The sequence below is a fragment of the uncultured Shimia sp. genome, from assembly GCF_947498095.1.
Lineage (GTDB): Bacteria > Pseudomonadota > Alphaproteobacteria > Rhodobacterales > Rhodobacteraceae > Shimia.
Window position 1 is genome coordinate 59894 of sequence record NZ_CANMJE010000005.1, and the last position, 25364, is coordinate 85257.

Here is a 25364-nt window from a genome sequence, read left to right on the forward strand (position 1 = left end):
GGCACACCCTATGAACATCCTTATCCTCGGCAGCGGTGGACGCGAGCACGCACTGGCATGGGCGGTTATGCAGAACCCTAAATGTGACAAGCTGATCGTGGCGCCGGGCAATGCCGGGATTGAGATGATTGCCGACTGCGCCAAGATCGATATCGAAGATGGCGGTGTGGTGTGTAGCTTTGCCGAAGAGAACGCGATTGATTTTGTGATCGTCGGCCCCGAAGCGCCCTTGGCCAAAGGCGTTGCCGACCGGCTGCGCGAAGCTGGTATCCTGGTCTTTGGCCCCTCGGCCGAGGCGGCCAAGCTGGAGGCGTCGAAAAGCTTCACCAAGGAAATCTGCGATGCTGCCAAGGCGCCGACCGCAGCCTATGGGCATTTTCACGACGCCGCGGCTGCCAAAGCTTACATCCGCGACCAAGGCGCACCGATCGTGGTCAAAGCCGATGGTCTGGCTGCGGGCAAGGGCGTGATTGTGGCAATGGATGAACAGAGCGCCCTAGACGCGATCGACGACATGTTCGGTGGTGCCTTTGGTGGCGCCGGTGCCGAGGTCGTGATCGAAGAGTTCATGGAAGGCGAAGAGGCGTCTTTCTTCATCCTTTGCGATGGCAAAACGGCGCTGCCGATTGGCACGGCGCAGGATCACAAGCGTGTTGGCGAGGGAGACACCGGACCAAACACTGGCGGCATGGGGGCCTATTCGCCTGCCCCGGTTCTGACCGATGCAATTGCCCAGAAAGCCATGGATGAGATCATCCAACCAACCATTGACGAAATGGCGCGCCGCGGCAGCCCTTATCAGGGTGTTCTTTACGCAGGGCTGATGATCAAAGGCGGTCAGCCTCGCCTTGTGGAATACAACGTGCGTTTTGGTGACCCGGAGTGTCAGGTTCTGATGATGCGGCTTGGCGCGCAAGCCATGGACTTGATGCACGCCGCCGCCGAAGAGCGACTTGAAGGAGTTCAGGTCAACTGGGCAGACGATCACGCAATCACAGTGGTTATGGCGGCAAATGGATATCCAGGATCCTACGAGAAAGGCAGCGCCATCAAAGGGCTGGACGCCCTGCCCGAAGACAGCAGCAACATGGCGTTCCACGCAGGCACAACAATAGCCAACGGCGCAATCACGGCCACCGGTGGGCGTGTTTTGAACGTCACCGCACGCGGTGCATCTCTGCAGGAAGCCCGAGACCGCGCCTATGCCATGATCGATCAGATTGATTGGCCCGAAGGCTTTTATCGTCGCGATATTGGCTGGCGGGCGCTCTGACCGCCAACCGCACCTCGCTTATTCAGAAAAGCCCTAGGATTTGCAGGCCAGCGCGTCCTGCAGGCTCTTGGGGCCTTTGAATGGCCCCGCGTCGCGGCTTGTGATCCTTGCGCCCTCAAGCGTTGAAATCATCACGCGCGACCAGTCACCGCTGGCAGTCACAATCTCGGGACCCGCGCCGCAAACCCGGATGCCACCCGAGATGAAATCCTGTCCGATGCGGTGGTTTGTAAGGCCAGACTTGTCGGCAACATGCACCAACTTGCCACTGTCAAACCGCCAGACACGCAACGTTTTGACCAAGTGCGGTCGGTCGATATAGGCCAGTTCAATCTTGCCATCGCCATCCAAATCGGCCGCACCCAGTGGTGCAAGCCAGCGATTTGATCGGCCGATAAAGGGCGTTGCGGCGATCTTGCCCGTTTCATCATAAATCGCAAGCGAAGCCCCAAGGCTCGCATCGGTTTCGATCACGATGACCTCAGGCAACCCGTCCCCATCCAGATCCGCCAATCTCGGTTCAAGATCTTCGAACACGCGGGTTTCTGGAAGGGTAAAACGCAAGGTCAGAGACTTGCGGAAGCTCTGATCGTCATTGGCCGCCACCTTGAGGATCAGCGCGCCGTACTCTACCGCGTCTCCTAAAACGCCATGAGCGTATCGGGTGGTGGGGTCGTCGTAACGGGCCGAAAGGATTTCCGCATTGGCTGTGGTCCCAAGGACCACCAAAACCGGCAACACACGCAACGCCAATCGCGCGCGGCGCACACTCGCTTGCCAGAGGCGCAACATCAGACGCCGCGCCACCGCCGCAAACATCAGATCTGTTTTTCCGGCATCTGGACGACCAGACCATCCAGCGCATCGGTCACTTTGACCTGGCAGGTCAGGCGCGACCGGGCTGGATCAGGTTCGTAAGCAAAGTCCAGCATGTCTTCTTCCATGTCATCCTTGGCCGGCAGTTTGTCCGCCCAGTCCGGATGCACATAGACGTGACAGGTCGAACAGGCGCAGGCGCCGCCGCAATCTGCCTCAATGCCGGGAATGTTGTTATCACGGGCGCCTTCCATGACGGTCAGCCCGCTGGCCACGTCGACAGTGTGTTCGGTTCCGTTATGTTCGACATAAGTGATCTTTGCCATGTCTTCGCACTTTCCTTGAACGATTTTGCCCTAGGTAATGCTGCCTTGACCTTTTCGCCACCCCCTTTTGCGACCCAAGGCGTGTCACCTTGCGACAAAATTAAAATGTTCTATATTTGTTCTCATGCACACTCATCCCCCATATGACCTCTGGCCGCGCCCGCCCTCGGCCATCACAGCCACGCAATTGGCAATTCCGCCCAATGGCGCACGGGTCACGGTGGCGGGGCTGGTGATTCTGCGCCAACGGCCGGGCACGGCAAAGGGCGTGATCTTCCTCACACTTGAAGATGAAACCGGGGTGGTGAATATCGTCGTATGGCGCAAGATGTACGAACATTTTCGTCGCGCGGTAATCGCGGGGCGCCTGTTGCGCATTACCGGACCGATCCAACGCGAAAACAATGTGACCCATGTGATCGCCGAGAAGATCGAGGATATTTCCGAAATGCTCGACATGCTTCTGCTCCCGGCAGACGCATAAAGCTTTTGGAACCGGCCAAAACCGGGTAAAAGGGACAAAAGTCCCGTCAGAGGCACACGAGCATGTTTTTGTCCGTTTCCCGGTTTCCAAAGCTGGCCTGCGCCGTGGCGCTGGCGGCTCTGGCGGCCTGCGATCCCGCTGAGATCGCCCCCCCGGACCTTGCGGCCCTGGCCGAACCCGACGTCGTGCGCAGCTCGGCCACGTCAGGACCTCCCGGCGCTAAGCCAGGCACTTGTTGGGGGCGCGAGGTCAGCCCAGCCGTGATCGAAACCGTGACCGAGCAGATCATCGTACAACCGGCTGAAGTCATGGCCGACGGCACCGTCATCAGCCCGGCCGTCTATCGCAGTGAAACCCAGCAACGCATCGTTCAAGAGCGTCGAGAGACCTGGTTTGAAACACCTTGTGACGCAGTATGGACCGAGGAATTTACCGCCTCACTACAACGGGCTTTGAAAGCGCGCGGCCATTACACCGGCCCCATCACCGGCCTCCGCGACAAACGCACCCGCGCCGCCATCCGTCGTTACCAATCTGCGCAAGGTCTGGATAGTACGATCCTGTCACTGGAAGCAGCTCGACAGCTTGGGCTGGTAGCCGTCGAATTGGAGAGCTCAGACTAGGTTCACACGAACCCGGCGCTCTGAGCCGAACGTGCAGATCTGGCAGCGATCCAAGCTCAAAAAGAGATTCTGATCCGACCGATGTCGCCAAGGCCTGCGTGTAGGTGTGAAACAACTGGCCCAAAGCGCCAAAGCAAAAGGGCGCCTCGAAAGGCGCCCCATTTCCGTCACTCTATGAGGATCACTCTTCGATGTTCAGTGCCACGAACCTTGGCTCGCCACCACGTCGCACCAGCAACAACAGCGACTTGCGGCCCGCTTGGCGGGATTCTTCGATGCGCGCTTCGAGGTCAGCAACCGAGGTCAGCTTTTTCTGACCGGCTTCGGTCAGAATGTCACCAGCCCGCAGCCCTTTGTCAAAGGCGTTCGAAGCTTCATCAACATTGGTAACAACAAGGCCCATCGTACCTTCGTCCGCGCCCAGTTCCCCACGCATTTCGTCGGTGAGCGGAGTCAGTGTTAGACCAAGGATCTCTTTTTCCATCGGCTCTTCGGAAGGTTGTGGGGTATCCGGCGTCTCGCTGCTTTCAGCGGTTTCACGTCGCCCCAGAGTAACCTTGAGTGTCTGGGTTTTACCATCACGCAGCACCACCACGCGAACGGCTTTGCCGACCGGAGCATTGCCGACCTGTTTGACCAGACCGCGCACGTCTTTGACGTCGTTGCCGTCGAACTCAAGGATCACGTCGCCAGACAGCATGCCCGCTTCTTTTGCAGGCCCTTCAGGAACGTCGGTGATCATCGCGCCTTCGGCAGCTTCCAATCCGTCAATGGCTTCAACCATGTCTTCCGACACATTCTGAATGCGCACACCCAGCCAGCCACGGCGGGTTTCACCGAACTCTTTCAACTGATCAACCACGCGGGTCACCACGTTGGATGCCATAGAGAACCCGATCCCGATCGAGCCGCCATTGGGTGACAGGATCGCGGTGTTCACACCCACGACCTGTCCATCCATGTTGAACAACGGACCGCCCGAGTTGCCCCGGTTAATAGCGGCATCCGTCTGGATGTAGTCGTCGTATGACCCCGAAAGTGCACGGCCCCGAGCCGAAACAATCCCTGCAGACACCGAAAAGCCCTGCCCCAGCGGGTTGCCCATAGCAATTACCCAGTCGCCGACGCGCGCCGTGTCACTGTCGCCAAAGGACACAAAATCCAGCGGTGTATCGGATTCCACTTTCAACAGCGCAATGTCAGTGTTGGGGTCTTTGCCGATCACCGTTGCAGGCAGTTCTTCGCCCGAGAAAAACTCGATCAGGATCTCGTCGGCCCCGTCAATGACGTGATTGTTAGTCACCACATAGCCATCTTCGGAAATGACGAACCCCGAGCCCAGCGCCGAAGTCCGACGCGGTCTGTCGCCATCGTTGCCACCGCGGTCCTGGAATTCACGGAAAAAGTCTTCGAACGGAGATCCTTCGGGCACGATGCCCTGCGGACCCGTGCGCCCGGCGACAACAGTCGACGTGGTGATATTCACCACAGCAGGGCTGATCTCTTCGGCCAGATCAGCAAAGCTGTCGGGACGCGCCTGCGCCGCAATGGATTGCGCCAGCAAAAGAACGAGCCCAAGTGCCGCGATCCACATAACCTTGAACTGCGCCAACGGGGCGCGCGAAACTGCGATTGCCTGAGTGTTCACTCTGAGTGTCTCCTGTCTATTCATCTTATCGATCAGCCTATCGCACAACGGCGATCAATGTGACGATTAGATGTATGTATGTCCTATCATGTGCAACTCAACGCACATCGCAAGACAACAAATTGATGTGAAAGGTCCGTGAAGGGGTCAAATGCGAGAAAAATGGCGCATGCGGCCACTGGTCGTGACCCAATCAGGCACCCAGCGCTTTGCCCAGCCAGATCAACACCACACCGGACCCCAGTGCAATCAGCCCCAAAGTACGTCTTTGACCCTCGGGAAGGGCCCGCAACGCTTCAAGCAGTTGCTCAACAAGCGAAGGGGCCAGTGCATAGACCAGCCCCTCAATCACCAGCACAAGGCCGATCGCCAGTAGCGCAGCCCCGATCATTGATCGGGGTTGGCTGATTTCAGATAGTTAAAGAAGTCGCTGTCGGGCGACATGACCATCGACGAGTTGCCCTCGAGCAAGGCTTTGCGATAGGCCTCAAGCGAGCGGTAGAATTCAAAGAACTCCTGATCCGCGCCATAGGCGGTTGCAAAGATGCCGTTGCGTTTCGCATCGGCTTCACCGCGAATGATCTCGGACTGGCGGTTGGCGTCTGAGACCAGTTCAACTACGGTCCGATCCGCCTGAGCCTGAATACGCAGCGCAGCCTCTTTACCACGCGCGATCTCGTCCGCGGCTTCCCGCTCACGTTCTGCGCGCATCCGGGCAAAAGTCGCTTCAAGGTTGGCTTGCGGCAGGTCAGTGCGTTTCAGACGCACGTCAATCACCTCAAGACCCAGCGAACGGGCTTCGGTAATGGCCGCGTTTCGAATACGCAGCATCAGCGTGGCACGATCAGAGGACAGGATATCGTTGGACGACACCTTACCAAGAACTTCCCGGGTCTGAGACCGCAGGATGTTATCAAGGCGCTGTTCGGCCAACTGAATCCCGCCAGCACCAACCGCTTGGCGGAACTGAACCACGTCTGTGATCCGGTAACGCGCAAAGGCGTCAACGATCAGACGACGGTCATCCGACGGGGTGATTTCAAGCGGGCCAACTTCACGGCTGAGGATCCGGTCATCATAAGTGACGACCTCTTGGATCATGGGCACCTTGAAATAAAGGCCCGGCTCTTCCTTAACTGACACAACTTTACCAAATTGCAGAACCAGCGCTTTTTCACGCTCGTCCACAATAAACAGCGACGACAGCGCCCCGATTACGACAAGTACGAGGACGGGCAACAGATATGTGGTCTTCCTCATTGGTCCGCTCCCTTCTTCTTACCGAGTTCATTGAGCGGCAAGTACGGCACGACACCGCTGCCTCCGGACTCTTCGTCAATAATGACCTTGTCGACGCGGCTCAGAACTTCTTCCATCGTTTCCAGATAGAGACGTTTGCGGGTCACTTCAGGGGCCTTGCTGTATTCTTCCAGAACGGCTGTAAACCGGCTGGCCTCACCTTCCGCCTCGTTCACGACCTGAGCGCGATAGGCTTCGGCCTGTTCCAAAACCTGCGCCGAGTCACCACGCGCCCCGGCGAGAACCCGGTTGGCATAGGCGTCAGCTTGCTTCTGAAGACGGTCACGCTCTTGCGATGCGGATTGCACTTCACGGAAGCTGTCTTTTACAGGTTCGGGCGGATCGGCACCGTCAAAGTTCACCCGGATGACATTCACGCCAGCATCATAGCTGTCGAGGGTCGATTGGATCAGCTCCAGCAAACGATCTGCGATGACGTCACGATCCCGGTTAAGGATCGGTGCCAGCTCCGACTGCGCAATAATCTCACGCATGGCCGATTCCGACACGGCGCGGATTGTTTCTTTCGGGTCACGCAAGTTGAACAAGTACTGCGCCGGATCATTGATGTTCCAAACCACTTGGAAATCAATATCAACGATGTTCTCGTCACCGGTCAGCATCAGGCCATCACCAGACCGGCCAGACGAAGGAATTTCTTCGGTCTGTTCGCGGGTCACGGGGATGATCTCGGCAGTGACCAGCGGCCACGGCGCAAAGTTCAGACCCGGCTCGCCCGTTGACATATACTCACCCAGGAACAACTCAACCGACAACTCTTCGGGCTTGACCGAGTAAAAACTCTGGAGCGCCCAGAAGCCAGCAGCCGCCAGCACACCAATGGCAACTGTGCCTTTGCCGATGCCACCACCCGAAGGACGACGACCGCCCCCTTGATTGCCGCCGCCAGAACCGCCGCGACCGCCCATAAGGACGCGCAACTGATCCTGACCTTTTTTCATCAACTCATCGATATCGGGAATCTGAGGGCCATCATCGCCGGGGCCACGGCCATCGCCGTTATTGCCACCGCCGTTGTTGCCACGGTTTCCACCGCCGCCCTGATTTCCGCCGCCGCCCCAGGGGCCGCCACTGTTACCTGCCATAAAGGTCCATCCCTTTGTTCATACCGTCTTGGCTCGTATCTTAAACTGTGTGTCCACAGAAGAAAATCAAGCTGTTCGTGTTGGTGTTTTCATCGTCACGATTTCTTCGGACATGGTCGGGTGCACCGCCACGGTCCGATCAAAATCTTCTTTGGTTGCACCCATCTTGACTGCGATCCCCGCCAGCTGGATCATTTCTCCGGCACCGGGTGCCACAATGTGACAGCCCAGAACCTTGCGGGTCTTCTGGCTGACAACCAACTTCATCAGCACACGCTCGCTGCGGCCGGCAAAAGACTGCTGCATAGGCTTAAAACTGGTGGCATAAACCTCAATCGGTTCTTGCTCACGTGCGTCTTCCTCGCTCAGGCCTACGGTCCCCATTTCAGGTTGGGTGAAGATCGCGGTAGGGATAAGCTCGTGATCGGGCTTGGTCGGGTTGCCTTTGAACACGGTCTCAACAAAGGCCATGCCTTCGCGAATGGCCACAGGCGTGAGGTTCACTCGGTCCGTCACATCGCCCACAGCATAGACAGAGGGGACTGCGGTCTGACTGTAGTCATCAACGACGACCTCTCCCTTGCGACCGATCTCAACGCCGATCTCTTTCAGGCCCATATTCTCGGTGTTTGGGGCGCGACCCGTGGCGAACATCACGTGATCAAAGACCCGCTCATCGCCGTTGGTGGCCTTGACCCAAACCTTGTCGCCCTCTTTGCGCATCTCAAGAACGTTGGTTCCCAAATGCAGATCGATGCCTTTCTGGCACATCTCTTCCGAGACCAGCCCACGCGCCTCATCATCAAAGCCGCGCAGGATTTGCGCACCGCGATAGTATTGCGTCACTTTCACGCCCAGCCCGTTCAGGATGCCTGCAAACTCGGAGGCGATGTAGCCCCCGCCAACGATCAGGATCGACTCGGGCATTTTTTCCAAATGGAAGATGTCATTTGACGTGATACCGTTCTCATCCCCAGGAATACCGGGCATAACCGGGCGTCCACCCATCGCAAGCAGGATATGCTTGGCCGTCTTGCGGGTGCCATCGGCCAATTCCACGGTATGCGCATCGGCCAGCTTGGCGCGCTGGTCAAAGGTCTCAACACCGTTGTTCTTCAGAATGCCGCGATAGACGTTCTCAAGCCGATCCAACTCTGCATAAAGCTTGCCGCGAAACACATCCCAGTCGAACCCGCCGGCGTGGACCGTCCAGCCATAAGCCTGAGCATCTTCGACCATGCCGGAATACTCGCTGGCAAAAACCATCAACTTTTTGGGAACACAGCCTCGAATCACACAGGTTCCGCCGTAGCGGTCTTCTTCTGCGAGAGCCACTTTGGCCCCTTCTTGAGCCGCAACGCGCGCAGCCCGAACACCACCGGAGCCACCGCCGATGACAAACAAATCGTAGTCGAAATTCATGTTTCGCCCTTAATCCACCAGATCCGCGAAGAGGTTATCCGACTCGGCAAAGTCGAGCAGGCTCTCTTCGATCGTGCCGGCATTGATGTCGCGCACTTCAACGCGCCCGTCACCGTATCCAACAACCACTGCGTCACAGATATCGATGAAAAGGCCGTTTTCAACCACCCCTGGCATCTGGTTCAACACCATGGCCAGCTGGCGGGCATCGCCAATGCGATTCAGGTGCAAATCCAGGATGTGATTGCCCTCATCCGTCATGTAGGGGCTGTCGTTATTCATACGCAGAGTCGAGCTACGCCCCAGCACATCCATGCTGACTAGGGTCTCCTCGATCAGTGCTTGTGTTGTCTTCCAGCCAAATGGGATCACTTCGACCGGCAGAGGGAAAGTTCCCAGCGTTTCGACCTCTTTCCCGACATCGGCAATTACAACCATCTGGTCTGATGCCGTGGCGACGATCTTTTCCTGCAACAAAGCGCCGCCGCCGCCTTTGATGAGGTTCAGTTCACTGTCAAACTCGTCTGCGCCATCAATGGTCACATCCAGCCAGCGTGCTTCGTCAAGGCTCACCACCTCAATACCGACCTCTTTGGCCAGCTGCGCGGTGCGCGTCGATGTGGGAACGCCTTTGATGCGCAGCCCTTCATCACGAACCAGTTCTCCAAGACATCGGACCAGCCAAGCAGCGGTCGAGCCCGTGCCTAATCCGACGCGCATCCCGTCTTCGACATAGTCTGTTGCCTTCTTGGCAGCGACGAATTTGGCCTTATCGATAGGCGACAATTCTCCGGACATACGGCGACTCCCTTGATCTTCTTGCAAAGGTTATAGGCAAGATGCGCGCGCGGGACCACGGGGAAATCGCGATATTGGTGACTTCTACATCCACATTTTGGCGTCGGTTACCTTTTTCATCGCTTCTGTGCCCGTGATCTTCTCGTCACCGCTTTGATTTCCGGAAGCGGTGCCGTTGGTCTCTGCGACGACAAAACCGCAGCATCGCAAACTAGAGGGCCGTGAGTTTTCGGACCAGAAAGTGCGATTTTGGAAAACTTATGTGCAGAAATGCATAATTGCATAGCGCGCTATTTGAATTTATCTACATAGCAAGCTATTTAACTGGAGAAACGCTATGAAACTACCCCTTCACGCCGCCGCTGGTTGTCTTGCCCTTTTGGCCATTTCGACCTTCTGGGTCAGCACTGTCACCTCCGAGTTGTTCGGTGACAACGCGACCATCGCTTCCGTCAAACAGATGGTTCTGTGGGGGATGCTGATACTTGTGCCAGCTATGGCGACGGTTGGAGCGACCGGTGCCAGCCTCGGTAAAGGATGGCGTCTGCCGCAGGTTGTCCGCAAACAAAAGCGTATGAAAATCATCGCGGCCAATGGTCTGCTGATCCTGCTCCCCAGTGCGGTGTTTCTTGCCACGCGCGCCGGTACGGGCACCTTCGATGGCGTGTTCTACGTGGTTCAGGGGGTTGAGCTGATTGCCGGCGCAACCAACATTACCCTGTTGTCCCGCAGCCTGAAAGATGGTCTGTCGCTGCGCAAACGCCGCCAATCACGCGCCAAGGCTTAATTCAGCAAGGCGCCTCGCATCTCTGCGAGGCGCCTGCCATGTGCAGCCCAAGGTCTTGCCCCGACCCTCAAGCTTCCGCGCGAATCCGCCCGATGATTTCACGCGCATCTTCCAGAGAGACCCAGCCATCACGTCCAAATGCACTGAGTCCAGGAACTTTGCGGCCTCATTCTTGTGCGTGCGTGCTACTCTGCAAGACAATACACTCAGCGATCAGTGCCTCTTCAAGCGGTTGTGCCTTGGCCATTGAAACCCAGAGACCAATTACGATCAGTACCATTCCACGAACCCAAAAAGACATCTTCCCTCCTACGGTTATTGAGACACTAGCCCGGCATTCCTAACGGTCGGTTAACCACGCTCAGCCGGGTTTCCGATAGGAAACGTCGCTTTGGGAACGACAAACGCGGCGCGCGCGACATATCTTTGCCAGATGGATGGAAAACTGCGCCTTCACTATGCCCCGGACAACGCCTCACTTATTGTGAGGTTGGCGTTGGAGGAATTGCAGCTTCCGTATGAAACTGTGTTGGTTGATCGCGCCAAAGATGCCCAGAACAGTGCGAGCTATCTAGCGATCAATCCGGCCGGTCTGATTCCTGCGATGGAAACGCCTGACGGCCCGCTGTTTGAAACAGCTGCGATTCTCTTGTGGGTTTGCGAAACGCAGGATGCACTCGGGCCACAACCGGGCCACCCGGAACGCGGTGCCTTTTTGAAGTGGATGTTCTATGTTTCGAACACCGCGCATACAAACCTGCGGCTGAACTTCTATGCCGAAAAATACGTGGGCTCAGATCGCGACAAACAGGTGGCGTTGCGCAAAGGCGCGAGGCAAAACCTTACCCGCAGCTTTAACCTGCTGGATGAATTGCTGCGAGAAGGGCATGATTGGTTTGGTGGCGACCACGTCGGAGCACTTGACCTTTACATCTGTGCGATGCTGCGCTGGTCTGCACTTTACCCGCAAGGCGACACACAGTGGTTTGATCTACAAGCCTTCCCTGACCTACAGGGTCTAGCACAACGCATCGAGGTCCGCGACAGCGTGCTGGCCCTTTGCAAGGCCGAGGGCATGGCCCCGCGCCCCTTTTCCAAACCTGACTACCCCAATCCCCCAGAAGGAGTGGCGATCTAAATGTTCCTGTCTGTTTTCGACATGTTCAAAGTGGGTATTGGCCCGTCTTCGTCCCACACGATGGGTCCGATGGTGGCCGCAGCTCGCTTTCTTGACCTGATGCGCGCCTCTCCGTTCGAGTTTCACGGGTTGCGCGCCAGCTTGCACGGCTCACTGGCTTTTACTGGCGTTGGACATGCAACGGACCGCGCCACAATCCTGGGCCTGGCTGGTTTTCTGCCCGACACCTATGACGCGGATCAGGCCGAAGCCGTTTTGCAGGCAAACCGAGACACGGATCTGCTCCGCCCCGAAGGGTTGCCCGCATTGTCATTTAATCCACGCGAAGACCTCAGGTTCGACTTTGGCCCCAACCTGCCCGGACACGCCAATGGTATGATCCTGATGGCGACCGATGCCCAAGGCGACGTCATACTGCAAGAGACCTATTACTCAATCGGTGGTGGTTTCGTCATGACCGAAGCTGAGTTGGCCGAAGGCAAAGACACCAACGACGGCCCGCCCGTCCCCTACCCGTTCCATACCGCAGAAGAGATGCTGCAGATGGCGGAAACCTCGGGCAAGACCATTGCGGAAATGAAAAAGGCCAATGAAATTGCCCGAGGCTGCCCCGAGAGCTTTGCCAAAGGTGCCGCTCGTCTCTGGGAGGTTATGAACGGCTGTATTGAGCGCGGTTTGACCACAGAGGGCATTCTGCCAGGTGGGTTGGGCGTAAAACGTCGCGCCAAAGGCATTCATGATGCGTTGGTTGCAGAGCGGGGGATGAATCTGAACGCACCACATACGATCAATGACTGGATGAGCGCATATGCTATGGCGGTCAACGAAGAGAACGCGGCTGGAGGTCAGGTTGTCACCGCTCCCACCAATGGTGCTGCAGGCGTGATGCCTTCGGTTATTCGGTATTGGCTGGACCATGTGCCCGGCGCCACCACCTCTCGGATCGACGAATTCCTGTTAACCGCTGCTGCTGTCGGTGGCTTGATCAAGTACAACGCGTCAATTTCTGGCGCCGAGGCCGGGTGCCAAGCCGAAGTGGGCAGCGCCGCAGCCATGGCCGCCGCAGGCTTGTGCGCGGTGATGGGCGGCACACCCGAACAGGTGGAAAACGCAGCCGAAATTGCTCTTGAGCATCACCTTGGCATGACATGCGACCCCGTTAAGGGGCTTGTACAAGTGCCCTGTATTGAACGTAACGGTCTTGGCGCCATCAAAGCCGTCAGTGCGGCTTCGCTGGCCCTGCGTGGCGATGGGCAACACTTTGTGCCACTTGACGTGGTGATTGAAACCATGCGCCAAACCGGTGCGGACATGCATGAACGGTACAAAGAAACGTCTCTGGGCGGCCTCGCGGTCAACGTCCCCAACTGTTGAGAGCAAACCGTTTTAGCACTGTCGCCGACAAGATACTGACCTCGCCGGATCAGTTCAGAACAAAAACGCACCCATCTGAGAGCAGTTCTGGCGGCGTGCGGCAGAGATTTCGCGCCACGGCATAAGCTGAGAGCACCTTGGGCACATAGTCTCGGGTCTCGGCGAACTTAGGCACCCCTTGCGCTTTGCGCACAGCGTTCTCACCGGCGTTGTATCCTGCAAGGACAAGAATTGGGTCGTCGTCAAAGCTCTCCATCAAAAGGTTCACAAACGCCACGCCCCCAGAAATGTTCTGACGACTGTCAAAAGGATCCTCGACGCCAAACCTTTTGGCAGTCACAGGCATAAGTTGCATCAACCCTTGCGCACCTGCATGGCTTGTCACATCCACTTGGCCGCCCGATTCAACGGCAATCATCGCCAGAACCAGTGCAGGAGACACATTGGTACCCACGGTCGCCCCTAAAATCTCGGCACTGTGAGTGCTGGCGATTCTCATCAGATCATCAAGGCGGGGTTGCTTAACCAAAATACCCTCGGGTGGCTGCAGCAACGTTAACAGTGCTGGCTCTAGCCGCCCGGGACCTTTGTCCTGAATATCCGGGGACACAGAATCCCAAAACCAGGCATAATTGCCGATTGCCGCAGGCGTCCCCTGATCCGTCGACGTCTCAGCCGGAACGGAAACCACCGTATCTTGCCGCGTGATCTGAACATCGATCTTGGGCGGCTGCCCTTCGGGCGGAGCCTTAATTCGTTTGGCGCTGAAATCCGGAAATGGAGGTGGAGACTCGGCCGAAGCAGCATGGCCAAACGCGACTATCACCAGGACTGCAATGCTTAGGATTCTGGACCGCATATTACGCCTCACATCGTTTTGTGGGAATCTTCGCAGAAATTGAGCATTTGCACCAGTCTGCCACCTGACTCTGCGGCCATTCTACGGCTTTGCTCTGGAAAATTCGCTGTTAGCAATCGCATTTTGTACTTTTTTTACCAATATTTCAGCGCGTTAAGGAAATTCTTACTAAAATCTGCAGACGTTACAAAATGGATCCAATCACGCCCCATTCGCGCCCCAATCCCCACTGATATTTGCTGCATACCAAGTCGGACACGGGCCAGAATGAAACGCCCATCAACTGCCCGGTCTGGTGAAGAGAGAAACTAAACTATCCTCTGGAGGGATGAACCATGATCAAACTTATCAAAAACTTCCGCAAAGACGAAGCTGGCGCCGTAACTGTTGACTGGGTTGTACTGACCGCAGCCGTTGTTGGCCTGGCCGTTGCAGCTTACACAGCTATCGAGACCAACACCAAGTCGCTGGCTTCGGCCGCTGCTGGTGCGATCTCGTCTGAAGACGACTTCTAAGCCTTTACCGGGTTAACCGGTACAGGGACCGCGTCGGTTTCCGGCGCGGTCTTTTTTTGTCTGAAGCTTGCTGTCTAAGCGGACAGCATTCTTGCAGATCTCCACAAATCTTTCGCTAAATCGTACCGAAATCGCACGATTGCCGCCCCATTCACGCCCCATTCCCAAGCGATATTCGCAGCATGCCAAGTCGGACACGGGCCAGAATGAAACGCCCATCAACTGCCCGGTCTGGTGAAGAGAGAAACTAAACTATCCTCTGGAGGGATGAACCATGATCAAACTTATCAAAAACTTCCGCAAAGACGAAGCTGGCGCCGTAACTGTTGACTGGGTTGTACTGACCGCAGCCGTTGTTGGCCTGGCCGTTGCAGCTTACACAGCTATCGAGACCAACACCAAGTCGCTGGCTTCGGCCGCTGCTGGTGCCATCTCGGCAGAAGACGACTTCTAAGTCGACGCCGGATTAACCGGTACAAGGACCGCGTCGGTTGCCGGCGCGGTCTTTTTTCTGCCTGGATTTCAGTGTCTCAAGCCTTTCAGGCCTCTGGTGTCGTTCACGAAACCAACGACAAAACGTACTGAAATCGCACGAATGCTGCCCCATTCACGCCCCAATTCCGGGTGATGTTTGCTGCATACCAAGTCGGACACGGGCATGAGGCCCACCAATTTGCCCGGTCTGGTGAGGAGAGAAACTGAACTATCCTTTGGAGGGATGAACCATGATCAAACTTATCAAAAACTTCCGCAAAGACGAAGCTGGCGCCGTAACTGTTGACTGGGTTGTACTGACCGCAGCCGTTGTTGGCCTGGCCGTTGCAGCTTACACTGCCATCGAGACCAACACCAAGTCGCTGGCTTCGGCCGCTGCTGGTGCCATCTCGGCAGAAGACGACTTCTAAGTCGACGCCAATGGCTTTTGGGCCGTGCCGATCTTCGGCGCGGCCCGTTTTGTGAAGTACCAGTGCTTCCGCCGTAATGCTTTTTGTGCGGAAAATGGGGAAAACCGAAGACCCAGGGGGCCTAGGTTTTTGAGGTGTCAAATGACTAACGAGATAAAGAAACCCGTTTGGACAGATTTCCGCGACAGTGAGAGCGGCGCTGTAACCGTCGATTGGGTCGTGATCACCGCGGCCGTTGTTGGCTTGGGCATCACAGCGATGGCGCTGATTGAGACCGAAGCAGTCGGCTTGGCGACGTCTACGGGCGAAACCATTTCTGACGGTGTTGGGGACTAAACCAACAATTCCCTAAGAACTCCCGCCTAGTGCGGGGTTTCTTTTTTGGACGTAAGGGGGCGAGTTGGCCCCTAAACCAACCAGAATCCACCCCTATTTCGCCATAATACTTCGGCAGGGTGAGTTCAGAAATATAGCGAGCAGGTGCCGTAAACAGCCCTGCAATCAAATGAGAGGTAGCAGCCATGCGCATGATTTTTGCTTTGGTGCTTTTGGTCGGGCTTGGCCTCGCGGGCTTCGCCGTCTACTTGGCACAAGATTACATTTCGGGTTTCGAGTCGGCACTCGAAAGAGAGCGGGCCAATAGCAAACCCGCCATCGAAACAGTTGAGCTCTTTGTCGCAAAACGTACGCTGGCCTATGGTGAGAGGATCACCAAGGAAGACGTTGCTTTGGTCAAGTTTCCAAAACAAGCCGTTCCAGAAGGCGCCTTCTTGAAAGTCGAAGACCTGTTCCCGGTGAACGAGGACCGCCCTCGCCATGTTGTGCGCGCGATGGAAGCAAAAGAGGCGCTTCTTGCGGTCAAAGTTACCAAGCCTGGTGAAGAGGCCGGACTGACAACGCGCCTGAAACGCGGTATGCGCGCTTTCGCAATCAAAGTTGATGTGGCTTCTGGCGTATCCGGCTTCTTGCGTCCCGGTGACCGCGTTGACGTCTATTGGACAGGACGCGTTAAAGGTTCGGGCTCAGATTTGGGCAATGACGAGGTCACCAAGCTGATCGAAGCCGGTGTCGACCTGATCGCCATTGACCAAACAGCGAACCAAGACGTCGAAGAAGGCCAGGTCGCTCGTACGGTAACGGTCGCGGCAACGCCGCAGCAGGTTGCAGCGCTGGCGCAGGCACAATCGACCGGAACCTTGTCGCTCTCATTGGTTGGTGCAACGGACGATACTGTCGCCAAGGCCATCGAAGTCGACCAACGCAGTTTGTTGGGCATTGAACGCGCCGAAGTTGCTGTGGAAGTTGAGGAACAAAAGGAATGCACCATTCGAACCCGCAAAGGGGCCGAGGTCGTGCTCATTCCAATCCCGTGCACAAACTGACGCAGTTTCAAGAACTTGCAGGGCGCCACAGATGCTGGCGCCCTTTGCCGTTTCAGCGCCTGTTGCCCGAGACACACATCAGATTCGACCCGGAAGTCATTGATTCTTGCAATGAAACTCGTTTTGGCGCACAGTGCCTGCAAGAGTGGGCAAAAGATCCACACCCGAGGCGTGATCAAAAAGGCAGGTCACATGACATATCGTAGAATGATCGGCGCGGCCCTCTTGGGCTTGGCCATTGGCGTATTTCCCGCAGTGTATTCGACTGCGCAGGCAGAAAGCTTGCGCGTCGTACGTAACGGAACCGACTCGGTTCTCAGTGTCCCCATGAACAGGGCGGTGGTTGTAGAAAGCGACGTTCCCTTTGCGGAACTCTCAATCGCGAACCCGGGGATAGCAGACATATCCTCACTTTCGGATCGCACAATTTACGTGCTGGGCAAAGCACCCGGCGCAACGACGCTGACGCTTCTGGATGCATCCGGACGTCTTATTACAAATGTAGAGGTTCGCGTCGCACCAGACATCAGCGAATTCAAAGAGCGTCTTCGCCAGGTACTGCCTAACGAAAAAATCGAAGTGCGTACTGCCAATGATGGCATTGTGCTTTCGGGTACGGTTAGCAGCATTCAGCGCCAGCAACGCGCGCTTGATCTGGCGCAACGTTACGCCCCCGAGCGGGTGTCGAACCTTATGACCGTGGGTGGCATCCAACAGGTGATGCTCAAAGTGCGTTTTGCCGAAATGCAGCGCTCTGTCTCAAAAGCGCTCAGCTCTTCTATCGTTGCCCAAGGTGGCAGTGGCTTTGCTGAAACCGGCTCGTTGCTAGGCAGTATTGCTGCAGGCACAGCTGGAACCTACCGCGAAGGCACTTTGGGTGCCTTAGGCTTTACTTTTGACATCGGGTCACTGGAAGTTGGTGTTCTGTTGGAAGCCCTTGAACAAAAAGGGGTTGTTCGCACACTTGCTGAACCAAACCTGACCGCCCTGTCCGGCCAAGAGGCCAAGTTCCTTGCAGGCGGCGAATACCCAATCCCGGTTAGCCAGGAAAACGGTGCAGTTACTGTTGAATTCAAACCTTTTGGTGTGGAACTCAACTTTATTCCACGTGTTGTGGACGGCGACTTGATCAATCTGGAACTCGAAGCCGCCGTGTCGGCAATCGACACATCCAACGCTTACGAAGATGGCACATTCTCGATCGCTGCCTTCCGGCGCCGTGAAACCTCGACAACAGTTGAACTGCGCGATGGCGAGAGCTTTGCGGTCGCAGGGCTGTTGCAGGATGATTTCCAAGATGCCAACGGCCAAATCCCATGGCTCGGTGACATTCCAGTCCTGGGCGCGCTGTTCCGCAGTGCAGAATACCAGCGTGACCAATCTGAACTGGTTATCATTGTGACCGCGCATCTGGTGACACCAACCCGTGGCGAGGCATTGGCCCTTCCCACAGACCGCGTGAAACCGCCAAGTGAAAAAGACCTGTTCCTCTATGGCAAAGTTGCCAAGGAAAAACGCCCAACGACGGGCGCCGCCGGTGAAGTCGCCAAGCAAGACTTCAATGGCTCTTATGGCTACGTAATGGACTGAGGGGAGTGAGAACCATGAAACACGTCATCGCATCCGTTTCGTTGATCGCACTCAGCGCCTGCAACTGGGACAGCTACCCAGAAGCTGGCGGCACGCTGGATCGTGGCAACTTTGGCTATGCCACGATCAACAATCAGCAAATCCAATCCGGCGAAAAAGACTATGTCATTGGCCTGGCAAATCGCTTCGCGACCGAGGTCAACTCGACCGTGAACTTCGCGTTTGACAGTGCACAGCTGGATGAACAGGCACGGGCAATCCTGCGCCAACAGGCCCAGTGGATCCGCCAATTTCCCGAAGTACGCTTCCGGGTCTATGGTCACACCGATTCCGTTGGTTCGGACCAATACAACTACAACCTCGGTAAACGCCGCGCCAACGCCGCGGTACGTTTCCTGACCAGTCAAGGCATTGACCGGAGCCGTCTTGAGGCCGTGGTATCCCGTGGCAAAACTCAGCCACTTATCGTCTCTCAGGGCCGCGAACGTAAAAATCGCCGCACTGTGACCGAGGTGACGGGCTTTGTGAAACGTCACCCCTCCATAATGGACGGGAAGTACGCTGAAATCGTCTATCGTGAATACGTAAACAGCGCGACGGCACCAACTGGTCTGACCGGCATTGCCGGCAGCGATTTCGAGACATCTGAATAAGGGCCGATTGGCCCTTATCGTCGCAAGATTCCGCACAATTTCGGTTTTTTGGCCCCAATGTTGCCCAAGTTTAGGGTGAAATTCAGTCCAAAGGTAGCAGTGCGTCCGATTTGAGTCGGGCGTGGGTTCCTTGGATGACGGGACAGGCCGCGAGTGTGTGCAGCCAATCTCCGAAAACGCATCCAGGGACCTGATAAAAAAGGACCTGAGGCTGATATGACGAGTGACGCAACCATTCAAGAAGACCAAAGCCCTATCCTGGCATGCACTGTATGTCGGGACGTTCAGAATTTTGAACTTCTGATCGTCGACATGGAAGCGGCACTGGGTGAACAATGGGGTGACCTTGGCTTTACCGATGCGCTAATGTTTTTCGACCAGCCGGACGCCAAAAGCCTTGAGTTCGTCGCGCTGGCGATCGACGACTACGACGAAGACAACCTTGCACAGCTCATGGAAGTGATCGACGCCGCCAAATCGCGTGGCATTCGCACCATCCTAATCGCCGAAGACGTCACACCTGCATCATTGCACAAGTTGCTGCGCCACGGCGCGGATGAATTCATCCCCTACCCTCTTCCTAAGGGTGAACTCGCCGAAGCCATCGAACGCTTGCGCCGTCCCGCAGTTGTTGAGGCTCCGGAACCCGAAATTCAGGAAGAAACGCCCGCAGCTGTATCGCTAAAAAGTGGATCTCATTCCCGCGAAGGCGTTGTTCTCGCGGTTCATGGTTTGGCCGGCGGCACTGGTGCCACGACTTTGGCCGTGAACCTCGGCTGGGAGCTCGCCAATGTTCGCAAAGACAATCCCCCGCGAGTTTGCCTGATTGATTTGGATTTCCAGTTCGGATCTGTTTCGACCTTCCTGGACTTGCAACGCCGCGAGACTGTCTTTGAACTGCTTTCAGACACCGAGAGCATGGACAGCGAAAGCTTTGGCCAAGCCCTGATGCAATTCGAAGACAAGATGAGTGTCCTCACAGCGCCCACGGATATGATCCCTTTGGACTTGATCCAACCCGAAGACATTGAACGCATCCTGGAAACGGCGCGCCGTCATTATGACTATGTGATCGTCGACATGCCCAAGACACTGGTGCAGTGGTCAGAAACCGTTCTTACCGCGGCACATGTGTATTTTGCTACGCTCGAAATCGACATGCGCTCAGCCCAGAATGCGATGCGCCTGAAGCGCGCGCTGCAGGCCGAGGACCTTCCGTTTGAAAAGCTCCGCTATGTGCTGAACCGCGCACCGAAGTTTACCGACCTTGCCGGCAAAAGCCGCGTAAAACGTCTGGGCGAGAGCCTTGGAATAACCATCGAACTCTTGTTGCCAGACGGCGGACGTCAGGTGATGCAAGGCTCGGATCACGGATTGCCGCTTGCAACATCGGCGTCAAAGAATCCACTTCGCAAAGAAATTGTGAAGCTCGCAGAAAGCCTGAACGATTTGGATCAATCCGATCCACAAGCCGCGTAAAACAAGGGGGTTTACATGTTTTCACGCTACAAAAAACCAACAGACGCCAAGCCAGTAGAGGCTAAAGCTGCCCCCGCTGAGGCCGAAGCGACTGCACAAGCAGAAGCCGGGGTTGCGGCGCCGATCAAAAAGGTGTCGATGCGCAAACCGATGCCAAAGACATCGGCCCAGGCAGCCCCCGCAGACAAAGAGCGCAAACGCAAAGAACGTCTGGGAGAGATCAAGCTTGAGCTGCATCGTGAATTGCTGGACAATCTCAACCTTTCTGCCCTGGAATCCGCCACGGAATCCGACTTGCGCAATGAAATCAGCGCAATCGCCAGCGAAGTTCTGCAAGAACGTGCGATCGTTCTAAACCGCGACGAGCGCTCGACGCTTAATCAGGAACTCTATGACGAGGTTACAGGTCTTGGCCCGCTCGAGCCGCTTTTGAAAGACGAAAGCATCAGCGATATCCTGATCAATGGCCCGCAACAGATTTTTGTGGAACGAGAAGGCCGACTGCAAATCTCGGACGTTACGTTCAAAGACGAAAAACACCTCTTGCGGATCATCGACAAGATTGTGTCCGCTGTTGGCCGTCGTGTCGATGAATCAAATCCTTATGTTGACGCCCGTCTTCAGGATGGGTCGCGTTTCAACGCAATGGTACCTCCGATTGCCGTTGACGGATCGCTGGTCTCAATCCGGAAGTTCAAAAAGGACAAGCTGGGCATCGATGACCTGGTGAGTTTCGGTGCGTTCTCGGAAGAGATGGCCGTATACCTTCAGGCCGCCGTCGCGACACGACTGAACGTGATCGTTTCGGGTGGTACGGGCTCAGGTAAAACCACGACCCTAAACGCGCTGTCATCCTTCATCGACAATGCCGAACGGATCCTCACGATTGAGGATACAGCGGAGCTCCAGTTGCAACAGACGCACGTGGGTCGGATGGAAAGCCGCCCGCCCAACGTCGAAGGCAAGGGCGAAGTTTCGCCACGCGACTGTTTGAAAAACGCTCTGCGTATGCGTCCGGACCGGATCATCGTGGGTGAGACCCGCGGCGAAGAAGTAATCGACATGTTGCAGGCCATGAACACCGGCCACGACGGATCAATGACCACAATCCACGCCAACAACGCGCGCGATGGTATCGCGCGTCTTGAGAACATGATCGCGATGGCAGGTATTGAAATGCCGCTCAAGGCTGTGCGGTCTCAGATCTCTTCAGCTGTGAACCTGATTGTTCAGGCGTCGCGCCTGCAAGACGGGTCACGCCGCATGACCTCAATCACAGAGATCACCGGCATGGAAGGCGACGTCATCTCAATGCAAGAGATCTTCCGCTTTCAACGCACCGGGCTTGGTCCCGACAACAAAATCATGGGCCACTTCACGGCCACCGGCGTCCGCAGCCACTTCTCCGAGCGTTTCCGCCTCTGGGGATATGATCTGCCTGCCGAAATTTATGAACCGACAGCGGGGTAAGAGACATGCCATTTAGCCCAGAACTTCTGATCTACGGAATGATCTTTATCGGCGTCGTCGTACTGGTTGAGGGCGTCTATCTGACGGTTTTTGGCCGCTCGATCAGCCTGAATAGCCGCGTCAATCGCCGCCTCGAAATGCTCGACAAAGGTGCGCGCCGCGAAGAGGTGCTGGAACAGCTGCGCAAGGAAATGCAGCAGCACAACAGGGTTCTATCCATCCCGTTGTATTCCATTCTGGCCAGCAAAGCCCAGAAAGCGGCCATCGCATTTACGCCCAAGCAACTCATGCTGATCATGGTTGCTGTCACCATTCTTTCATTCTTTGCCCTGACTATTGGCACATCCACCGGCACCACGATGAACATCGCAATCTCGCTGATCGCGGGTATCGGTGGCGTCTATTTCTGGGTCAGCACAAAGGCCAACAAACGCCTGTCAAAGATCGAAGAGCAATTGCCCGATGCCATTGAACTGATGGTGCGGTCACTGCGTGTGGGCCACCCGTTTACATCGGCAATCCAGATCGTTGCGAAAGAGATCGAAGATCCGCTTGCGACGGAATTTGGTGTGATCGCCGACGAAAGCGCCTATGGCCGTGACGTAGGTGAAGCGCTGAAGGAAATGGCCGAGCGCCTGGACATGCAAGACCTTCGCTTTCTGGCGGTCGCCGTGACCATCCAGCAGCAGTCAGGTGGTAACCTCGCCGAAATTCTCGCTGGCCTGTCCAAAGTGATCCGCGCGCGTTTCCGCCTGTTCCGCCGCGTGAAAGCAATCACCGCCGAGGCCAAGTGGTCGGGCAAGTTCCTGTCGGGCTTCCCAGTTGGCTGTCTGATTTTCATCAACCTCAGCGACCCGCATTACTATGACGAAGTGATGACCCACTCGCTGTTCATCCCCGCCTGTATCACCGTCGGCCTTTTCCTGGCTGCCAACCTGTTCGTGATGCGCATGCTGACGGACATCAAGGTCTGAGACCTAAGGAGCCAAACCCATGATGGACTTGCTTACCAATACTCTTGGCCCATTTGGACCGGTGATCGCTGTTGGCGCACTCGGGCTTTTGATGGTGCTCGCGACCATTCCTCTAATGATCAGGCAGCGCGAAGATCCGCTGGATAAGTTGAAACGCAATGAAGCGGGCGGTGGTGGCAAACGCGACGACCGCAAAGAAAAGCTGCGTCGTGCGTCATCGAATGAGAAACTGGCCAAGTACAAAACCTTCCTCGAACCACAAAACGAAGAAGAATTGGCCGGGATCAAACTGAAACTGATGCAGGCCGGCTATCAGTCGCGCGATGCTGTTCGGGCGTTCCACCTGGCGCAGATGCTGTTGGGTGTTGTTGGCCTGATCGGTGGGGTCGCGTATTTCATGATGACCAAGGCCGGAACTGGCGCTTCAACTCAGGATACGTTGTTTAGTATTCTCGGGCCGGGTGCTGTTGGGTATTTCTTGCCAAAGTACTGGGTGACCCGCCGTGTCGAGACCCGCAAAGAGGAAATCACCCAAGGTTTCCCCGACGCGTTGGACATGTTGCTGGTCTGTGTGGAAGCCGGACAGTCTCTGGATCAGTCGATCGTGCGCGTGGCACGAGAACTGCGTGCCTCTTACCCATCTCTAGCAGACGAATTTGAAATCGTTTCTTATGAAATGAAAGCTGGTAAGGACAAGTCCGCCGTTCTGGGAGACATGGGTGAGCGATGCGGCGTTCAGGATGTGGCCTCGTTCACGACAGTTCTGATCCAATCGACCAGTTTTGGTACCTCTATCGCGGACGCCCTAAGGGTTTATGCCGAAGAAATGCGGGATAAACGTGTGATGCGTGCTGAAGAGGCGGCAAACAAGTTGCCAACGAAGATGACGCTTGCCACTATGATGCTCACAGTACCGCCACTGCTGATCATTCTGGTTGGCCCGTCGGTGCACAATATTACGCAGCTCGGGCAGTAGAGACACAAAAACGATGCAATCCGCCAAGACCCTGGCGATACTGGGTCTGATCATGACCCTGGCCGCCTGTAATACGGGCGGCCTTGGCACGTCCAAAGACAACCCCTATGCACCAACCGGCACCTCAAAAAATGCCGCTGTCGACGGGCTTGAAGTAGGGGATCGCCTTATGGATGCCGGGGAATATGAACTGGCGCTCGAAGCCTATTACCGGGCCGCTGCGGCGCAAGGCATCACCGCTGAAATTCTGACATCCGTGGGCTGGGCCAACCTTGCGTTAGGTCGTTTGGGTCAAGCTGAAAAGCAATTTCGGGACTCGCTGGACCTTGATGAGACCCGACCCGACACGTGGAACAACCTAGGCGTGATCCTGATGGAACGCGGCAATTATAGCGAAGCAGTGCAGATTTTTCAGAAGGCTTATGCCCTCGACAATGGCGAAAGTGACTCAATTCGCGATAATTTGCGCTTAGCACTCGCAAAAATGGAAAATCCATCCTATGATGATGGCAATTCAGAATACAAATTGGTGCGGAGAGGTGGCGGAGATTACCTGATCCGAACAACACCATAGACGAGGCAAGAGCAGTAAAAGGACGCAGAAATATGCGCCATCCCATTCTTGTATCCCTGTTTCTGACCGGTGCCATCGTGGTCGCTGGTTGTAGCGAAACTGAGGATGAATCTGTTGAACGTGCGTTGCAGGACGTGAACGCGATTGATGAAACAAACCTGTCGGACGTGATGTTGACAGTGGCTGATCCCAATGAAGCGGTCAGTTACTTCCAACGAACGCTGAAAGAAAACCCGGATCGCATTGACCTTCAGCGCGGGCTTGCGCTGTCCTTGGTGCGCGCCCGGCGTTTTACCGAAGCGGTTCCGGCTTGGAAAACAGTCGTGAAACACAAAGAGTCCACCAATGTGGACCAGGTCGATCTGGCGGACGCTCAGATCCGTGCCGGGGATTGGAAAGAAGCGGAAAAAACGCTTGATACGATCCCGCCAACGCATGAGACCTTTAAGCGTTATCGGCTTGAGGCCATGATCGCCGACTCCAACAAAGAGTGGAACAAGGCAGACAGCTACTATGAAACCGCCGTTGGTCTGACCACGCGCCCCGCGAGCGTGATCAACAACTGGGGTTACTCCAAGTTGACACGCGGTGATTACGCCGAGGCCGAGCGCCTGTTTGGGGACGCAATTCGCAACGACAGCTCCTTGTTCACGGCCAAGAACAACATGGTTCTCGCCCGTGGTGCTCAACGCAAGTACACATTGCCCGTCGTGCCGATGGACCAGACCGAGCGGGCGCAATTGCTGCACACTCTGGCCCTGTCTGCCATCAAGCAAGGCGACACGGAAACCGGAAAAACGCTGTTGCGCGAGGCCATTGAGACTCACCCGCAACACTTTGAGGCAGCCGTTCGGTCCCTGAGAGCGCTCGAGAGCAGCTGAGGCACAAAACCG

29 protein-coding genes are annotated in these 25364 nt (G+C 56.1%); 19 read left to right on the top strand and 10 right to left on the bottom strand.

What is annotated here, in order from left to right; all coding sequences use genetic code 11:
- The first annotated feature begins 10 nt into the window (after window positions 1-10).
- Window positions 11-1273, top strand: coding sequence for a phosphoribosylamine--glycine ligase (gene purD / locus Q0932_RS10420; RefSeq protein WP_299352117.1), 1263 nt, complete (start codon window positions 11-13; stop codon window positions 1271-1273).
- A gap of 33 nt (window positions 1274-1306) precedes the next feature.
- Here purD and Q0932_RS10425 read toward each other — a convergent pair whose 3' ends face one another.
- Complete coding sequence (locus Q0932_RS10425; RefSeq protein WP_299352632.1) at window positions 1307-2095, bottom strand: VCBS repeat-containing protein; 789 nt, start codon at window positions 2093-2095, stop codon at window positions 1307-1309.
- Window positions 2092-2415 carry a 2Fe-2S iron-sulfur cluster-binding protein gene (locus Q0932_RS10430; RefSeq protein ID WP_299352120.1) on the bottom strand — a complete coding sequence of 108 codons (324 nt, stop codon included), beginning with the start codon at window positions 2413-2415 and terminating at the stop codon, window positions 2092-2094. The genes Q0932_RS10425 and Q0932_RS10430 overlap by 4 nt, the downstream gene beginning before the upstream one ends.
- A 124-nt stretch (window positions 2416-2539) precedes the next feature.
- Here Q0932_RS10430 and Q0932_RS10435 point away from each other — a divergent pair, with 124 nt between their 5' ends.
- Entirely contained in the window at window positions 2540-2899 is a 360-nt protein-coding gene (locus tag Q0932_RS10435) for an OB-fold nucleic acid binding domain-containing protein (protein WP_299352123.1), read from the top strand.
- 62 nt (window positions 2900-2961) lie between these two features.
- Window positions 2962-3522 (top strand): peptidoglycan-binding domain-containing protein, encoded by a 561-nt coding sequence (locus Q0932_RS10440; protein ID WP_299352126.1) that lies wholly within the window; start codon window positions 2962-2964, stop codon window positions 3520-3522.
- 181 nt (window positions 3523-3703) lie between these two features.
- On the opposite strand, the gene Q0932_RS10445 is transcribed toward Q0932_RS10440, so the two are convergent.
- From Q0932_RS10445 to rpiA, 6 genes are all read right to left on the bottom strand, one after another.
- A complete protein-coding gene (locus tag Q0932_RS10445) occupies window positions 3704-5116 on the bottom strand; it encodes a Do family serine endopeptidase (protein ID WP_299352636.1) in 1413 nt (470 codons plus the stop codon).
- A 247-nt stretch (window positions 5117-5363) separates the two neighbouring features.
- Window positions 5364-5561, bottom strand: coding sequence for a DUF2065 domain-containing protein (locus Q0932_RS10450; protein ID WP_299352129.1), 198 nt, complete (start codon window positions 5559-5561; stop codon window positions 5364-5366).
- Window positions 5558-6430 (bottom strand): protease modulator HflC, encoded by an 873-nt coding sequence (locus tag Q0932_RS10455; protein ID WP_299352132.1) that lies wholly within the window; start codon window positions 6428-6430, stop codon window positions 5558-5560. Before Q0932_RS10455 ends, Q0932_RS10450 begins: the two co-directional genes overlap by 4 nt.
- A complete protein-coding gene (hflK, locus tag Q0932_RS10460; protein ID WP_299352135.1) occupies window positions 6427-7575 on the bottom strand; it encodes an FtsH protease activity modulator HflK in 1149 nt (382 codons plus the stop codon). Before hflK ends, Q0932_RS10455 begins: the two co-directional genes overlap by 4 nt.
- A gap of 66 nt (window positions 7576-7641) precedes the next feature.
- Window positions 7642-8997, bottom strand: coding sequence for a glutathione-disulfide reductase (gene gor, locus Q0932_RS10465; protein WP_299352137.1), 1356 nt, complete (start codon window positions 8995-8997; stop codon window positions 7642-7644).
- Between the two features lie 9 nt (window positions 8998-9006).
- Window positions 9007-9795, bottom strand: coding sequence for a ribose-5-phosphate isomerase RpiA (rpiA, locus tag Q0932_RS10470; protein WP_299352140.1), 789 nt, complete (start codon window positions 9793-9795; stop codon window positions 9007-9009).
- Between the two features lie 337 nt (window positions 9796-10132).
- On the opposite strand from rpiA, the gene Q0932_RS10475 reads away from it, so the two are divergent.
- Window positions 10133-10582: a hypothetical protein gene (locus Q0932_RS10475; RefSeq protein WP_299352143.1), complete on the top strand. Its 450-nt coding sequence runs from the start codon at window positions 10133-10135 to the stop codon at window positions 10580-10582.
- Window positions 10583-10748: 166 nt separating this feature from the next.
- On the opposite strand, the gene Q0932_RS10480 is transcribed toward Q0932_RS10475, so the two are convergent.
- A complete protein-coding gene (locus tag Q0932_RS10480; RefSeq protein WP_299352146.1) occupies window positions 10749-10883 on the bottom strand; it encodes a hypothetical protein in 135 nt (44 codons plus the stop codon).
- 90 nt (window positions 10884-10973) lie between these two features.
- Here Q0932_RS10480 and Q0932_RS10485 point away from each other — a divergent pair, with 90 nt between their 5' ends.
- Window positions 10974-11720, top strand: a complete 747-nt coding sequence (locus tag Q0932_RS10485; RefSeq protein WP_366141408.1) for a glutathione S-transferase family protein — start codon at window positions 10974-10976, stop codon at window positions 11718-11720.
- A complete protein-coding gene (locus tag Q0932_RS10490; protein ID WP_299352149.1) occupies window positions 11721-13094 on the top strand; it encodes an L-serine ammonia-lyase in 1374 nt (457 codons plus the stop codon). It begins immediately after the preceding gene.
- A 49-nt stretch (window positions 13095-13143) separates the two neighbouring features.
- On the opposite strand, the gene Q0932_RS10495 is transcribed toward Q0932_RS10490, so the two are convergent.
- Window positions 13144-13953: a transglycosylase SLT domain-containing protein gene (locus Q0932_RS10495; RefSeq protein ID WP_299352152.1), complete on the bottom strand. Its 810-nt coding sequence runs from the start codon at window positions 13951-13953 to the stop codon at window positions 13144-13146.
- Between the two features lie 335 nt (window positions 13954-14288).
- Here Q0932_RS10495 and Q0932_RS10500 point away from each other — a divergent pair, with 335 nt between their 5' ends.
- From Q0932_RS10500 to Q0932_RS10560, 13 genes are all read left to right on the top strand, one after another.
- Window positions 14289-14468: a hypothetical protein gene (locus tag Q0932_RS10500; RefSeq protein ID WP_299352156.1), complete on the top strand. Its 180-nt coding sequence runs from the start codon at window positions 14289-14291 to the stop codon at window positions 14466-14468.
- A 274-nt stretch (window positions 14469-14742) separates the two neighbouring features.
- Window positions 14743-14922: a hypothetical protein gene (locus Q0932_RS10505; protein ID WP_299352158.1), complete on the top strand. Its 180-nt coding sequence runs from the start codon at window positions 14743-14745 to the stop codon at window positions 14920-14922.
- Window positions 14923-15193: 271 nt separating this feature from the next.
- Window positions 15194-15373 (top strand): hypothetical protein, encoded by a 180-nt coding sequence (locus tag Q0932_RS10510; RefSeq protein ID WP_299352158.1) that lies wholly within the window; start codon window positions 15194-15196, stop codon window positions 15371-15373.
- A gap of 141 nt (window positions 15374-15514) precedes the next feature.
- A complete protein-coding gene (locus Q0932_RS10515; protein WP_299352161.1) occupies window positions 15515-15709 on the top strand; it encodes a hypothetical protein in 195 nt (64 codons plus the stop codon).
- Window positions 15710-15894: 185 nt separating this feature from the next.
- Entirely contained in the window at window positions 15895-16755 is an 861-nt protein-coding gene (gene cpaB, locus Q0932_RS10520) for a Flp pilus assembly protein CpaB (protein WP_299352164.1), read from the top strand.
- 192 nt (window positions 16756-16947) lie between these two features.
- Window positions 16948-18345, top strand: a complete 1398-nt coding sequence (locus tag Q0932_RS10525) for a type II and III secretion system protein family protein (RefSeq protein WP_299352167.1) — start codon at window positions 16948-16950, stop codon at window positions 18343-18345.
- A 14-nt stretch (window positions 18346-18359) separates the two neighbouring features.
- On the top strand, window positions 18360-18998 hold the full coding sequence (locus Q0932_RS10530) for an OmpA family protein (RefSeq protein WP_299352170.1): 639 nt from the start codon (window positions 18360-18362) through the stop codon (window positions 18996-18998).
- Between the two features lie 216 nt (window positions 18999-19214).
- The gene (locus Q0932_RS10535; RefSeq protein WP_299352173.1) at window positions 19215-20477 is read left to right on the top strand and encodes an AAA family ATPase; all 1263 of its coding nucleotides are present in this window, start codon (window positions 19215-19217) and stop codon (window positions 20475-20477) included.
- 15 nt (window positions 20478-20492) lie between these two features.
- The gene (locus tag Q0932_RS10540) at window positions 20493-21947 is read left to right on the top strand and encodes a CpaF family protein (RefSeq protein WP_299352176.1); all 1455 of its coding nucleotides are present in this window, start codon (window positions 20493-20495) and stop codon (window positions 21945-21947) included.
- Window positions 21948-21952: 5 nt separating this feature from the next.
- Complete coding sequence (locus Q0932_RS10545; RefSeq protein WP_299352179.1) at window positions 21953-22921, top strand: type II secretion system F family protein; 969 nt, start codon at window positions 21953-21955, stop codon at window positions 22919-22921.
- A 22-nt stretch (window positions 22922-22943) separates the two neighbouring features.
- Window positions 22944-23897, top strand: a complete 954-nt coding sequence (locus Q0932_RS10550; RefSeq protein ID WP_299352642.1) for a type II secretion system F family protein — start codon at window positions 22944-22946, stop codon at window positions 23895-23897.
- A gap of 13 nt (window positions 23898-23910) precedes the next feature.
- A complete protein-coding gene (locus Q0932_RS10555) occupies window positions 23911-24471 on the top strand; it encodes a tetratricopeptide repeat protein (RefSeq protein ID WP_299352182.1) in 561 nt (186 codons plus the stop codon).
- Window positions 24472-24503: 32 nt separating this feature from the next.
- The gene (locus tag Q0932_RS10560; protein WP_299352186.1) at window positions 24504-25352 is read left to right on the top strand and encodes a tetratricopeptide repeat protein; all 849 of its coding nucleotides are present in this window, start codon (window positions 24504-24506) and stop codon (window positions 25350-25352) included.
- Window positions 25353-25364 lie beyond the last annotated feature (12 nt).